The organism is Pseudomonas saudiphocaensis, assembly GCF_000756775.1.
In the GTDB taxonomy this organism is placed as follows: Bacteria; Pseudomonadota; Gammaproteobacteria; order Pseudomonadales; family Pseudomonadaceae; genus Stutzerimonas; species Stutzerimonas saudiphocaensis.
Genome location: NZ_CCSF01000001.1, coordinates 426,870 through 440,701, shown reverse-complemented (window position 1 = coordinate 440,701; position 13,832 = coordinate 426,870). Strand labels below are relative to the sequence as shown.

The 13,832-nt window shown below is 58.8% G+C and carries 13 protein-coding genes; 5 read left to right on the top strand and 8 right to left on the bottom strand.

Annotated elements, in window-relative coordinates:
* Positions 1–27 precede the first annotated feature (27 nt).
* The 5 genes from serS to BN1079_RS02160 all read right to left on the bottom strand — a co-directional run bounded on the left by serS (position 28) and on the right by BN1079_RS02160 (position 6,207).
* On the bottom strand, positions 28–1,308 hold the full coding sequence (gene serS, locus BN1079_RS02180) for a serine--tRNA ligase (RefSeq protein ID WP_037022001.1): 1,281 nt from the start codon (positions 1,306–1,308) through the stop codon (positions 28–30).
* An 81-nt stretch (positions 1,309–1,389) separates the two neighbouring features.
* Positions 1,390–1,764, bottom strand: a complete 375-nt coding sequence (gene crcB / locus BN1079_RS02175) for a fluoride efflux transporter CrcB (RefSeq protein WP_037022000.1) — start codon at positions 1,762–1,764, stop codon at positions 1,390–1,392.
* Positions 1,761–3,086 (bottom strand): replication-associated recombination protein A, encoded by a 1,326-nt coding sequence (locus BN1079_RS02170; RefSeq protein WP_037021998.1) that lies wholly within the window; start codon positions 3,084–3,086, stop codon positions 1,761–1,763. Before BN1079_RS02170 ends, crcB begins: the two co-directional genes overlap by 4 nt.
* Positions 3,087–3,161: 75 nt before the next feature.
* A complete protein-coding gene (gene lolA / locus BN1079_RS02165) occupies positions 3,162–3,788 on the bottom strand; it encodes an outer membrane lipoprotein periplasmic chaperone LolA (RefSeq protein WP_037021997.1) in 627 nt (208 codons plus the stop codon).
* 16 nt (positions 3,789–3,804) lie between these two features.
* The gene (locus tag BN1079_RS02160) at positions 3,805–6,207 is read right to left on the bottom strand and encodes a DNA translocase FtsK (RefSeq protein ID WP_171819277.1); all 2,403 of its coding nucleotides are present in this window, start codon (positions 6,205–6,207) and stop codon (positions 3,805–3,807) included.
* Between the two features lie 216 nt (positions 6,208–6,423).
* Between BN1079_RS02160 and trxB the strand changes: the two genes are divergently transcribed.
* From trxB to infA, 4 genes are all read left to right on the top strand, one after another.
* Complete coding sequence (gene trxB, locus BN1079_RS02155; RefSeq protein ID WP_037021996.1) at positions 6,424–7,371, top strand: thioredoxin-disulfide reductase; 948 nt, start codon at positions 6,424–6,426, stop codon at positions 7,369–7,371.
* A 49-nt stretch (positions 7,372–7,420) separates the two neighbouring features.
* On the top strand, positions 7,421–8,098 hold the full coding sequence (gene aat, locus BN1079_RS02150) for a leucyl/phenylalanyl-tRNA--protein transferase (RefSeq protein WP_037021995.1): 678 nt from the start codon (positions 7,421–7,423) through the stop codon (positions 8,096–8,098).
* A 52-nt stretch (positions 8,099–8,150) separates the two neighbouring features.
* Positions 8,151–8,858 carry an arginyltransferase gene (locus BN1079_RS02145; protein WP_037021994.1) on the top strand — a complete coding sequence of 236 codons (708 nt, stop codon included), beginning with the start codon at positions 8,151–8,153 and terminating at the stop codon, positions 8,856–8,858.
* Between the two features lie 141 nt (positions 8,859–8,999).
* Positions 9,000–9,218 (top strand): translation initiation factor IF-1, encoded by a 219-nt coding sequence (infA, locus tag BN1079_RS02140; protein WP_002553999.1) that lies wholly within the window; start codon positions 9,000–9,002, stop codon positions 9,216–9,218.
* Positions 9,219–9,368: 150 nt separating this feature from the next.
* On the opposite strand, the gene clpA is transcribed toward infA, so the two are convergent.
* The gene (gene clpA, locus BN1079_RS02135; protein ID WP_037021993.1) at positions 9,369–11,636 is read right to left on the bottom strand and encodes an ATP-dependent Clp protease ATP-binding subunit ClpA; all 2,268 of its coding nucleotides are present in this window, start codon (positions 11,634–11,636) and stop codon (positions 9,369–9,371) included.
* A gap of 28 nt (positions 11,637–11,664) precedes the next feature.
* Positions 11,665–12,027 carry an ATP-dependent Clp protease adapter ClpS gene (gene clpS, locus BN1079_RS02130; protein ID WP_037021991.1) on the bottom strand — a complete coding sequence of 121 codons (363 nt, stop codon included), beginning with the start codon at positions 12,025–12,027 and terminating at the stop codon, positions 11,665–11,667.
* Positions 12,028–12,244: 217 nt separating this feature from the next.
* Between clpS and cspD the strand changes: the two genes are divergently transcribed.
* Entirely contained in the window at positions 12,245–12,502 is a 258-nt protein-coding gene (gene cspD, locus BN1079_RS02125) for a cold shock domain-containing protein CspD (RefSeq protein ID WP_037021989.1), read from the top strand.
* A 56-nt stretch (positions 12,503–12,558) separates the two neighbouring features.
* Here the strand turns inward: cspD and icd are convergent, their stop codons facing one another.
* Positions 12,559–13,815 carry an NADP-dependent isocitrate dehydrogenase gene (icd, locus tag BN1079_RS02120; protein ID WP_037021988.1) on the bottom strand — a complete coding sequence of 419 codons (1,257 nt, stop codon included), beginning with the start codon at positions 13,813–13,815 and terminating at the stop codon, positions 12,559–12,561.
* Positions 13,816–13,832 lie beyond the last annotated feature (17 nt).

The window sequence follows — 13,832 nt, the reverse complement described above, 5'->3', positions numbered from 1 at the left end:
GCCCCGTCGAAAATCAAAGGAGCGTCGTCAACCGATGATTTCGATGCCGCCCATGTAAGGTTTCAGCACCTCCGGCACCTTCACGCTGCCGTCGGCCTGTTGGTAATTTTCCAGCACCGCAACCAAGGTACGTCCAACTGCCAGGCCTGAGCCGTTCAATGTATGCACCAGCTCTGGCTTGCCGGTTTCAGGGTTACGGTAGCGCGCCTGCATGCGGCGCGCCTGGAAGTCGCCACAGTTGGAGCAGGAAGAGATCTCGCGGTATTTCTCCTGGCTCGGCACCCAGACTTCCAGGTCATAGGTTTTGGTTGCACCGAAGCCCATGTCACCCGTGCAAAGCGACAGGACGCGATACGGCAGCTCCAGCAGCTGCAGGACCTTCTCAGCATTGGCCGTCAGGCTTTCCAGCGCCTCGAAGGACTGGCTCGGCTCGACGATCTGCACCATCTCGACCTTGTCGAACTGGTGCTGGCGGATCATCCCGCGGGTGTCGCGACCGGATGCCCCGGCCTCGCTGCGGAAGCACGGCGTATGGGCAACGAACTTAAGCGGCAGCTGTTTGGCATCGAGAATTTCGCCGGCCACGATATTGGTCAGCGAGACTTCCGCAGTGGGGATCAGGTAGAAATCAGCCTCACCTTCGCGGCTGATCTTGAACAGATCCTCCTCGAACTTGGGCAGCTGGCCAGTACCCTGCAGTGCAGGCGCCTGCACGAGATAAGGCGTGTACGCCTCTTCGTAGCCATGCTCACGGGTATGCAGATCGATCATGAACTGCGCCAGCGCGCGGTGCAGACGGGCAATCGGCCCGCGCATCAGCGCAAAACGCGCGCCGGACAACTTGGCAGCGGTCTCGAAATCCAGCCAGCCATGCTGCTCGCCGAGGGCAACGTGGTCCTGCACGGGGAAATCAAAGGCCTTCGGCGTACCCCAGCGACGCACCTCGAGGTTGTCGTCTTCATCCTTGCCTACCGGCACCGACTCATGCGGCAGGTTCGGCAGACTCAGCATCAGCTGGTCAAGCTCGGCCTGAATGCTCTCAAGCTCCTGCTTGCCGGCGTCCAGCTCGGAAGCCATGCGATCGACATCAGCCAACAGCGGCGCAATGTCTTCGCCGCGCTGCTTGGCCTGGCCGATGGATTTGGAACGCGCGTTGCGCTCAGCCTGGAGTTGTTCGGTGCGGGTTTGTACGGTCTTGCGCTGGGCTTCCAGCGCCTCGATACGCGCCACGTCCAGCTGGTAGCCGCGCGTCGCCAGGCGATCTGCCACATCCTGCAGTTGTGTGCGTACCAGTTTTGAATCAAGCATGGTGAGTCTCGTCTGTAAGCCGGGATAAAAGACAAAGAAGAAATCGAAAGATGGCGAAGTTTACTGTGAACAGGCACAGGTTCATAACCTGGCAAGTGCCAGACCGGCCCAGGTAGCCAGCAATCCGCCCAGAAGACTACCGCCGATGTAACCGAAGGCCGTCGCAACCTGGCCGCTCTCCAGCAGCCGCAACGCATCCAGGGAGAAACTGGAAAAGGTCGTCAGAGCGCCCAGGAAGCCAATTATCAGTGCCCCTCTCAGCTCTGGAGAGATATCATGCCGCGTCAGAAAGGTGGCATACAGATAGCCAATCAGCAGGCAGCCAACCAGGTTTACCGCCAGAGTCGCCAGATAGAAATGCCGCGGCCATTGCGTACCGACCCAAGTGGCTACAGCGAAGCGAAGCAGGGTTCCGACCACACCGCCACAGGTGACGGCAAACAACATACGGATCATTCCTTTCTCCGTCGGATCGGGCTCTCGCGATCGAGTCGGGCCAGGTGTTCGAGCTTGTCGCGAATCTTGCCTTCCAGGCCTCGTGGCACGGGATGATAGTACTGGCGCGGCGTCATGGCCTCGGGGAAGTAATCCTCGCCAGCGGCGTAGGCATCGGGTTCATCATGGGCGTAGCGGTACTGGTTACCGTAGCCCAGCTCTTTCATCAGTTTCGTCGGGGCGTTGCGCAGATGCAGCGGCACCTCATGGGAGCCGTTCTCGCTCACATCACGCTTGGCGGCATTGAAGGCGCTGTAGACAGCGTTGCTTTTTGGCGCGCAGGCCAGATAGACGATGGCCTGAGCAACCGCCAGCTCACCTTCGGGGCTGCCCAGACGCTCCTGAACATCCCAGGCATTGAGGCAGAGCGTCAAAGCACGAGGATCGGCGTTACCCACCTCCTCGCTCGCCATACGTACCACTCGCCGGGCGATATACAGCGGGTCGCAGCCGCCATCGAGCATCCGCGTGAACCAATAAAGCGCAGCATCGGGATTGGAGCCGCGAACGGATTTGTGTAGGGCCGATATCTGGTCGTAGAAGGCCTCACCGCCCTTGTCGAACCGTCGGCGACCGTCGCCCAGCAGATCCTGCAGCAGCTCGACCCCAATCTCGCCGCCCTCTTCAGCCAGATCAGACGCATTTTCCAACAGGTTCAGCAGGCGCCGACCATCACCATCGGCGGCAGCCAGCAGCATCTGAAAGCTTTCTTCAGGCAAAGTCAGCCGCAGATCGGCCAGCCCGCGCGGCTCATTCAACGCACGGTGGACCAGCTTGCGCAGCGCCGCTTCATCGAGACTTTTCAGCACGTAGACGCGCGCCCGGGAAAGCAGTGCATTGTTGAGTTCAAAGGAAGGGTTTTCGGTGGTCGCGCCGATGAAGATCAGCGTGCCGTCCTCCACATAGGGGAGAAACGCATCCTGCTGGGACTTGTTGAAGCGGTGCACCTCATCAACGAAAAGAATGGTGCGTCTGCCGTACTGGGCCGCCTGTTGCTTGGCGACTTCCACGGCGTGGCGAATTTCCTTGACCCCGGCCAGCACTGCCGAAACCGTTTCGAAGTGGGCATCGGAAACCTTGGCCAGCAGCCGTGCCAGGGTGGTCTTGCCCACGCCCGGCGGGCCCCAGAACACCATCGAGTGCAGCGCGCCCTGCTCCAGCGCTTCGCGTAGCGGCTTGCCGCGCGCCAGCAGGTGTTCCTGCCCAACATACTCATCCAGGCTGGTGGCGCGCAGACGGGCAGCTAGCGGTTGAGCAACGGGTTCGCGACTGAACAGGTCCATCGTGGCTGCTAAACCCTCATGCAAACGGCCTGCAAGAAAGCAGGCCGTATCGGTTGGTCGAGTGTACGACTGGTATCACTCGGAAATGACGTCGGTGCCTTCAGGAATCTCGAACGTGAATTGCTCAGCTGCCAGAGGCTCGTTTACCCGGACGCCACTGAACAGGATATTGGTGCGCTGCCCAACGCCATCGATCATCTGCATGTCATTGATCAAACCATTGCGAAAGGACAGGCGCAGGTTATCGAACAGGGTGTCCTTGGCTTTTGGTCTGAGCGTGAAATCGATCACCTCGCCTGCCTGCTGATAGGACACCTCGAAGTTCTCACTGATGGTCGAGACGTCGCCGGAAAGCAGCAGCGCCGGCGTGTGGGTCAGGCGCTGGTCCAGAGTCTGGATAGTCACCTGTTCAAGATCCGGATCGTACAGCCAGACCTTTTTGCCATCGGACACCAGCAGCTGCTCCATGGGCTCATCGGTGTGCCAGCGGAACTGCCCGGGACGCTTGAGCGCGAGCTCACCGGAGGTTTCCTGCAACTGGGTGCCGGAGCCATCGAGTGAAAGCTGCGAGAAGCGCCCGGTCAGGGTTTCGGCCTTTTGCAGCAGACCGGTAAGGCGCTGCACAGCGCCAGTCTGATCGGCTTGAGCCGGCAACAGCGTGAACAACAGAGCAGACGCAAACAGCAAGCGAATCAATTGCATAATCCCTCGGTGCGACTCAGTCGCGCATGGGCGGCGGCGCAAGCACTTCGCGCGAGCCATTGGTATTCATTGAGGTAACCACACCGGCCATTTCCATGGCTTCGATCATTCGCGCGGCGCGGTTGTAGCCGATCTTCAGTTTACGCTGCACAGAGGAAATCGATGCGCGTCGAGTTTCGGTGACGAAACGTACAGCTTCATCGTACAGCGGGTCTTCCTCGCTGCCTTCACCGCCACCCTCACCGCCGCCGCCATCGAAGCCACTGCCCGACTCCTCGACGCCCACCAGAATCTCCTCGATGTAATCGGGGGCGCCGCGCGCCTTCCAGGCCTCGACCACCCGATGCACCTCGTCATCGGAAACGAAAGCGCCATGCACACGTATCGGCAGGCCGGTGCCCGGAGGCAGGTAGAGCATGTCGCCGTGGCCCAACAACTGCTCGGCGCCGCCCTGGTCGAGAATCGTACGCGAGTCGATCTTGCTCGAAACCTGGAATGCCATGCGGGTAGGGATATTGGCCTTGATCAGGCCGGTGATCACGTCCACGGATGGGCGCTGGGTGGCCAGGATCAGGTGAATGCCGGCGGCCCGAGCCTTTTGTGCAATACGCGCAATCAGCTCTTCGACCTTCTTGCCGACGATCATCATCATGTCGGCAAATTCGTCCACCACAACGACGATGGTCGGCAGCTTCTTCAATAGCGGCGCTTCGTCTTCCATGCTTTCGCGTCGGTACAGCGGGTCGGTCAGCGGCGTGCCGGCCTCTTCGGCTTCCTTCACCTTGCGGTTGAAGCCTGCCAGGTTGCGCACGCCCATGGCCGCCATCAGCTTGTAGCGCCGTTCCATCTCGGCAACGCTCCAGCGCAGCGCGTTGGCCGCCTCCTTCATGTCGGTGACGACCGGGCAGAGCAAGTGCGGTATGCCTTCGTAGATCGACAGTTCAAGCATCTTCGGGTCGATCATGATCAGGCGCGCATCTTCCGGCGGCGACTTGAAGAGGATCGACAGGATCATCGCGTTGACCCCCACCGATTTACCCGAACCAGTGGTACCTGCAACCAGCAGATGCGGCATCTTTGCCAAGTCGGCAATCACCGGCTTGCCGCCGATATCGTGGCCCAGAGCGAGAGTTACCGGCGATTTGGCATCATCGTAGGGGGCTGATGACAACACTTCGGAGAACCGCACAATCTGCCGATCTTCGTTGGGAATCTCGATGCCGACGGTAGTCTTGCCAGGAATCACCTCGACCACGCGAACGCTGATCACTGCCAGCGAGCGCGCCAGGTCCTTGGCCAGGTTGGAGATACGGCTGACCTTTACCCCCGCAGCAGGCTGGATTTCGAAACGGGTAATCACCGGCCCCGGATGCACGGATTCGACGATGACCTCGACACCGAACTCCTTGAGCTTGATCTCCAGCAGCCGGGACATGGCTTCCAGGGATTCGGGCGAATACTGCTTGGGCTGCTTGTCGGCGGCATCGAGCAGGGAAATGGGAGGCAGGCTGCCTTCGATCAGCGGATCGACGAACAGATTGGCCTGCTTTTCCTTCATCACGCGCTTGCTCGGCTCCACCGCCTTGGATGGCGCGGGCGGCGTAATCACGGGCGCTACACGCTTCTCGCGCTCGCTCATGTGCTTGTTCAGCGAGCCTTCTCGTTCCAGCACCCGCTCTTTTACCTTGGCCCGCTCACGGCGATCGGACAAGGAGCCGGCCACTTCGTTGACCACCTCATCGGCCTCACGCAGTTGGGCAATCCTCTGTCTGCGCTCGGTACGACCTGCCCACCAGCGGCTGAAAAAGCTCTGGATCAGCTCGATCAGGTCAAGGGTGATCTTGCCGGTCAGGTCCATGACCCGAAACCAGGACAGGTCAGTGAAGACGGTCAGGCCAAACAGGAAAACCGCGATACACATGAGCGTGCTGCCCTGGACGCCCAGCGCGTTCTCGGTCCACGCGCCCAGACTGTCACCCAGCATGCCGCCGCCGGAGTCCTGCATGCCTTCCTGCGCGACAAAGTGAATGTCCGCCAGCACTGTCCCGGCAGCAACCAGGCATATCAGGCCGGTCAGGTGCCAGACGAACTGCAGGCCGTTCCAATGCCACTGCTGATGCCTGTTGCGGAAGATTCGCCAGGCACGGATGCCCAGCAATAGAGGAAAGAGGTAAGCGAAATAGCCCAGACTGGCCAGCAAGATACTGGACAGCCACGCACCGATCATCCCGCCAGCGTTCTCGAAGGAGTGCACCTTGACGCTGACATCCCATGCGGGGTCGTTGCTGCTGTAGCTGAGCAGTGTCATCAGCAGGAACAGGCACGCGGCAACCGCTGCGATCAGGGCGCCCTCTTTAAGACGGTAGTGCAATTGCTGTCGCCAGACGGAAGTCGGCGCGGTAGAGGAGGTATTCTTCAAAACGCTTTATTTCCTGCGCCAGCGGCGCGCTCTGTGAAACCGTGTAATCAGCCAGAACCTCGGCATTGTACGGCTTTGTCGGCTCGATGACATGCCGGTTCCGTGCCGGCTCGGGTTTTTCCCGATGCTTCGGTGTAGCATAAACGCCAGTTTTCACAGCGTGTCTCGATTGCAGCACGCTTCTTTATTGGCAACAAAGGCTTATGAGGGCTTTTTATGAGTGAAGTCAAGCATTCACGTCTGATCATCCTCGGCTCGGGCCCGGCCGGTTATACCGCCGCGGTATACGCTGCCCGCGCCAATCTGAAACCTCTGATCATCACCGGCATGCAGCCTGGCGGTCAGCTGACCACCACCACCGAAGTGGACAACTGGCCTGGCGACGTCGAGGGGCTCACCGGCCCAGCCCTGATGGAGCGCATGCAGAAGCATGCCGAGCGCTTCGATACTGAAGTGGTGTTCGACCATATCCACACCGCAGAGCTGCAGCAGCGTCCTTTCACGCTCAAGGGCGACAGCGCCACCTACACATGCGACGCGCTGATCATCGCCACTGGCGCCTCGGCGCAGTATCTCGGCCTACCGTCTGAAGAAGCATTCGCCGGCCGCGGCGTTTCCGCCTGCGCCACCTGTGATGGTTTCTTCTACCGCAATCAGGTCGTTGCAGTAGTCGGCGGCGGCAATACTGCTGTGGAAGAGGCGCTGTATCTGTCCAATATCGCCAAGGAAGTTCACCTGATCCACCGCCGCGACAAGCTGCGCTCGGAGAAGATCCTGCAGGACAAGATCATGGACAAGGCCACCAACGGCAACATCCGCCTGCACTGGAACCACACCCTGGAAGAAGTATTGGGCGATGCCAGCGGCGTAACCGGCGTGCGCCTGAAGAACACCCTTTCCGGTGAAGAGCAGAAGCTCGACCTGGCCGGCGTCTTCATCGCCATCGGCCACAAGCCCAACACCGATCTGTTCCAGGGCCAGCTGGAAATGAAGGACGGCTACCTCACCATCAAGGGTGGTAGTGAAGGTGATGCGACCTGCACCAGCATCCCCGGCGTGTTCGCTGCAGGTGACGTGGCTGATCACGTCTATCGCCAAGCCATCACCTCTGCCGGCGCTGGATGCATGGCGGCGCTGGATGCAGAGAAATACCTCGACCAGTAATCCATTGCGGCGGTTGCTCGCAACCGCCCTCTCCTGACTTTATATCGATATGCTGACCTGGCTGCAGCGCGACTCCTTTTCTTTCCCTCCCCTGGAGCAGGCTCTGCACGAGCCAAACGGTCTGCTGGCCGCCGGTGGTGACCTGTCGCCCCAACGCCTGCTGGCAGCCTACCGCCACGGCTGCTTCCCCTGGTATCAAGAAGGCCAGCCGCTGCTCTGGTGGTCGCCAGACCCGCGCACGGTGCTCTATCCGCACGAGCTACATGTTTCACGCAGCCTGCGTAAAACCTTGCGCCAGGGCATATTTCAAATCACCTTCAACCAGGCATTCGAGGATGTCATCAAGGCCTGCGCCGCACCACGCAGCTATAGCGACGGCACCTGGATCACGCCCGCAATGCAAGACGCTTATGTGCAGTTGCACCACATGGGCATCGCCCAGTCCGTGGAAGTCTGGCAGGACCGGAAGCTGGTCGGCGGGCTTTACGGCTTGGCCATGGGGCAGCTGTTTTTCGGTGAATCCATGTTCAGTCGCGTCACTGATGCCTCCAAGGCAGGGTTCGTAACCTGGGTGGAACATCTTCGTCAGCGCAACTTCAAATTGATCGACTGCCAGATGCCAACACAGCACCTGGCCAGTTTTGGCGCCCGGCCAATCTCCCGAAAAGCTTTTGCAGAAACGCTTGCCAGATATCTCGGCGAGCCCGACGCCCGCTGGAGGCCCTAGTCGACCCAGCCGGGCTGGCCTACACTGAGCTCATGATTTGCGAGAGTTGACCATGACTTCACTGGCTCGTCTCAAGTTCTATGCCACCCAGCCTCATGCGTGCAGCTACTTGCCCGATGAGCAGGCGACCACGCTGTTCCTGGATCCCAGCCAGCCAATGGACGTTCAAGTCTATGCCGAGCTGTCGGAGCTGGGCTTTCGGCGCAGTGGCGATCATCTCTACAGACCTCACTGCCAGCGCTGCAACGCCTGTATTCCGGCGCGTCTTCCCGCCGAAGGGCTACAACTGAACCGGCAGCAGAAGCGCATCCTCAAGCGTAATGCGGACCTCACTGTCACCAATGTGCGCCCCTCATTTACCGAAGAGTATTACGGGCTGTACGCCACCTATATCGAGCAGCGTCACGCTGACGGCGACATGTATCCTCCCAGCCGTGACCAGTTTCATACCTTTCTCGTACGCGACCTGCCCTTCTCCCGCTTCTACGAGTTCCGCCTCGACGGCCGCCTACTCGCCCTTGCGGTGACCGACGTCCTGCCCAACGGACTGTCGGCGGTGTACACCTTCTACGATCCCAGCGAGGAACGCCGCAGCCTTGGCCGCTTCGCCATCCTGTGGCAGGTCGGTGAAGCAGCCCGACTGGGGCTGGAGGGACTTTATCTTGGGTACTGGATCAAGAACTGCCGCAAGATGAACTACAAGACCGAATATCGTCCAATCGAGCTACTGGTCAACCAGCGCTGGATCACCCTCAACTAGGACAGGCTTCAGCTCATACGCCCAAAATCGGTAACAGACCCTAGCCCCTTGGCTCTCGAGGCCCTTTCAGGCACAATACTTGCCGCTTTTACCCGCGCATTCGTGCGTCGGGTCAATCTTTGATACCGAGGGCTTTACTGAATGTCGAAAGAAGACAGCTTCGAAATGGAAGGTACTGTCGTCGACACCCTGCCTAACACCATGTTTCGCGTGGAGTTGGAAAATGGGCACGTCGTTACTGCGCACATCTCCGGAAAGATGCGCAAGAACTACATCCGGATTCTCACCGGCGACAAGGTGCGTGTTGAACTGACGCCTTACGATTTGAGCAAAGGTCGCATCACCTACCGCGCTCGTTAATACGAGACGCGAGAAAGAATGCCCGGCCAGAGCCGGGCTTTTTTGTTTCTATCTGCCGTCGGCACCCGCCCTGCACACTGAGCAGATAGCAAAACGCCCGGCAAACTAGTTACCAGGCGTTCCGGTTCCCCTCAGAAGAAGTGAGCTCTGTCAGGCGGGTTCGACACTGGTTTCGAAGTCAAAAACCAGCTCGCCCTCCCGCACGTCGACGTGAACCACGCCACCATGTTCGGCCAGCTCCCCAAAGAGGATCTCCTCTGCCAGTGGCCGCTTGATCTTGTCCTGGATCAGCCTTGCCATTGGCCGAGCCCCCATCTGCACGTCGTAGCCGCCCTCGGCCAGCCAGCCACGAGCTGCGTCCGAGACCTCAAGCGTGACGTGCTTGTCCTCCAACTGCGCCTGCAGCTCAATGAGGAACTTATCGACGATGCTCTTGATCACTTCGTGACTCAGGCGACCAAACTGGATAATGGTATCCAGACGGTTTCTGAATTCCGGCGTAAAGCTCTTCTTGATCACTTCCATCGCATCGGACGCGTGGTCCTGATGCGTAAAGCCAATCGAAGCTCTTGCTGCCGTTTCCGCTCCGGCATTGGTGGTCATGATAAGAATGACGTTGCGGAAATCCGCCTTGCGCCCGTTGTTGTCGGTCAGCGTGCCATGGTCCATGACCTGCAGCAGCAGGTTGAAGACTTCCGGATGCGCCTTCTCGATTTCATCGAGCAGGAGCACGCAGTGCGGCTGCTTGGTGATCGCCTCGGTCAACAGACCGCCCTGATCGAATCCAACATATCCGGGAGGTGCACCAATCAGGCGCGATACGGTGTGCCGTTCCATGTACTCGGACATGTCGAAACGCACCAGCTCGATACCCAACGCTCGAGCCAGCTGCCTGGCGGCTTCGGTCTTGCCGACACCGGTAGGGCCGGCAAACAGGAATGACCCGACCGGCTTGTCCGGCGCCTTCAGGCCGGCACGGGAAAGCTTGATTGCGGTAGATAGCGAGTCAATTGCATCATCCTGGCCGAAGACCGTAAGTTTCAGATCACGCTCCAGATTTCGCAGCAGCTCCTTGTCGGACGTACTGACGTGCTTCGGCGGAATCCGAGCAATCTTGGCTACGATGTCTTCGACCTGCTCGACATCGATACGCTTGGCACGCTTATCTTCCGGCTGCAACCGCTGGAAGGCGCCCGCTTCATCGATCACGTCGATGGCCTTGTCCGGCATATGACGGTCATTGATATAGCGCGACGCCAGTTCCGCGGCGGCACGCAACGATTCGTCGCTGTATTCAATCTTGTGATGCTGTTCGAACCGCCCTTTCAGGCCACGCAGGATGCCAATGGTGTCTTCGACCGACGGCTCACTGACATCGACTTTCTGGAAGCGTCGTGCCAGCGCCCTGTCCTTCTCGAAGATTCCGCGGAACTCCTGAAAGGTTGTCGAACCGATGCAGCGAATCTCGCCCGAGGACAACAGCGGCTTGAGCAGGTTGGACGCATCCATCACGCCGCCCGATGCAGCGCCCGCACCGATAATGGTGTGGATTTCATCAATGAACAGCACCGCCTGAGGCTTCTTGCGCAGCTCATTCAATAGCGCTTTAAAGCGCTTCTCGAAGTCGCCCCGATATTTGGTACCAGCAAGCAGAGCCCCCAGGTCCAGCGAATAGACAACGCTATCGGCCAGCAACTCCGGCACCTGATTGTCGACGATGCGCTTGGCCAGGCCTTCGGCTATCGCTGTCTTGCCTACGCCCGCCTCGCCTACCAACAGCGGATTGTTCTTGCGGCGACGCGCCAGAATCTGCGCCACGCGCTCGACTTCATGCTCACGCCCGACCAGCGGATCGATTCTGCCTTGGCGCGCCAGCTCGTTGAGATTGCTGGCATAGGCGTCCAACGGATTACCGGAAGCGGAGGCCTCTCCACCTTCCTCATCCTGCATTTCCGAATCGCTTTCGGGATTGCCGCTGCCAGGCACCTTGGAAATGCCGTGGGCAATAAAGTTAACGACATCGATACGCGCGACATTCTGTTGCTTGAGCAGGTACACCGCCTGGCTTTCCTGCTCACTGAAAATCGCTACCAGCACGTTGGCACCGGTAACTTCGCGCTTGCCGGAGCTCTGCACATGAAAAACAGCGCGCTGTAATACGCGCTGGAAGCCGAGCGTGGGCTGAGTCTCCCGCTCCTCATCATGCTGTGGAATCAGGGGTGTGGTGGAGTCGATGAATTCCTGCAATTCATGCCGGAGCTTATCGAGGCTGGCACCGCAGGCGCGCAACACGGTTGCAGCAGCCTCGTTATCCAGCAGGGCTAACAGGAGATGCTCCACCGTCATGAATTCATGACGCTTGGTACGAGCCTCCTTGAAGGCCAGATTCAGAGTGACTTCGAGCTCACGGTTCAACATAGCTTTCACCTCTTACCCAGCAATCGGGTTAACCGTCCTTCTCGATCTCACAAAGCAACGGATGCTGGCATTCCCTTGCATATTGATTGACCTGCATCGCTTTGGTTTCAGCAACATCCCGTGTGTACACACCGCAAACGGCTCTTCCTTCAGTATGAACCGTCAGCATGATCTTGGTGGAAAGCTCCCGGTTGTGATTGAAAATCCCTTCCAGCACCTCCACGACAAAGTCCATTGGCGTGTAGTCGTCATTGAACATGACCACTTTGAACATGGGTGGTGCCTTCAGTTGCGGTCTGGCTTCTTCGATCGCCAACCCGAAGGCGTCATCGCCCTCGGTCGCTGGCCGATCCTGATTGAATATTAGTCGAATCATGGGTGATGCACGCATGCGATTAAACGGTCTACGTCGGGGCACCAGGGCCGGGTAATTTAAAGGGCTTCACAGCCACCTGACGAGTCGCCTTGACTATCGGCAAAACGATGATACAAACAGTATGTGCCACAAAGGCAACAGGTTGCGCGCAAGGTGTCATGCAGTGCTTCACCCGCGCGGAATGAAATGGATGTTACTCCAGTGATGGACTCCTTTGCAGAGGGATAAGAGCATGCTAAGCGGTAAGGTCAAGTGGTTCAACAACGCCAAAGGCTATGGTTTCATCGTAGCAGACGGCGACGATGAGGACCTGTTTGCCCACTACTCTGCCATTCAGATGGAAGGGTATAGAACTCTTAAAGCCGGGCAGGCGGTAAAGTTTGAAATTCTGCAGGGACCCAAGGGCCTGCACGCAACCAATATCAGGTCGTTGCAGGCAACCGAGGATGCAACCGTAACCGCGCCTCAAGACGCGACGGTCGAAGCCTGATCCAGCAAAAGAAAGGGCCGATCACTTGATCGGCCCTTTCCGTTTGCCTCACGTTTCTACATGTGAGAGATCATGGCGTCGCCGAAGCCGGAACAGGACACCAGTTTCGCGCCTTCCATCTGACGTTCGAAATCGTACGTGACCGTTTTGGCAGCGATGGCCGCTTCGGTTGATTTGATCAGCAAGTCGGCTGCTTCAACCCAGCCCATATGGCGCAGCATCATTTCGGCCGAAAGAATCAGCGAGCCGGGGTTGACCTTGTCCTGACCGGCGTACTTCGGCGCAGTACCGTGAGTCGCTTCGAACATGGCCACCGTATCGGAAAGGTTTGCACCCGGCGCAATGCCGATACCACCGACCTCGGCCGCCAGAGCATCAGATAGATAGTCGCCGTTGAGGTTCAGGGTAGCGATAACATCATACTCAGCAGGGCGCAGCAGGATTTGCTGCAGCATGGCATCGGCGATGGCGTCCTTGACGACAATAGTCTTGCCAGTATTGGGATTCCTGAACTGCATCCAGGGTCCGCCGTCCAGCAGCTCGGCACCAAACTCATCGCGAGCCACCTCGTAGCCCCACTCCTTGAAGGCACCCTCGGTGAACTTCATGATGTTGCCCTTGTGCACCAGAGTCACTGAGCTACGGTCGTTATCCACTGCATACTGCAGAGCCTTGCGCACCAGGCGCTTGGTGCCTTCAAGAGATACCGGCTTGATACCAATCCCGCAGTTTTCAGTGAAACGAATCTTCGTGACGCCCATTTCCTCAGTGAGGAACTTGATGACCTTCTCGGCCTCGGGGCTGCCAGCCTTCCACTCGACGCCGGCGTAGATGTCCTCGGAGTTCTCACGAAAGATCACCATATCCACATCGCCGGGCTTTTTGACCGGGCTGGGTACGCCTGTAAACCAGCGAACCGGACGCTGGCATACGTATAGATCCAGCTCCTGGCGCAAGGCCACGTTCAACGAACGGATACCGCCTCCCACCGGGGTCGTCAGTGGCCCCTTGATGGAAACCACGTAATCGCGCACTACCTCCAAGGTCTCTTTTGGCAGCCAGGTATCTGGATCGTATACCTGCGTGGCTTTTTCACCGGCATAGATCTCCATCCAGGCAATCTTGCGCTCGCCACCGTAGGCTTTCTCCACGGCAGCGTCGACGACCTTGATCATTACCGGACTGATGTCCACACCAATGCCGTCGCCTTCTATATAAGGAATGATCGGATTGTTCGGAACGTTCAGGGTGTTATCGGCGTTGACGGTGATTTTGTCACCGTTGGCTGGCACCTGGATCTTTTGGTATCCCATGCTGGACTCCGTTTTGC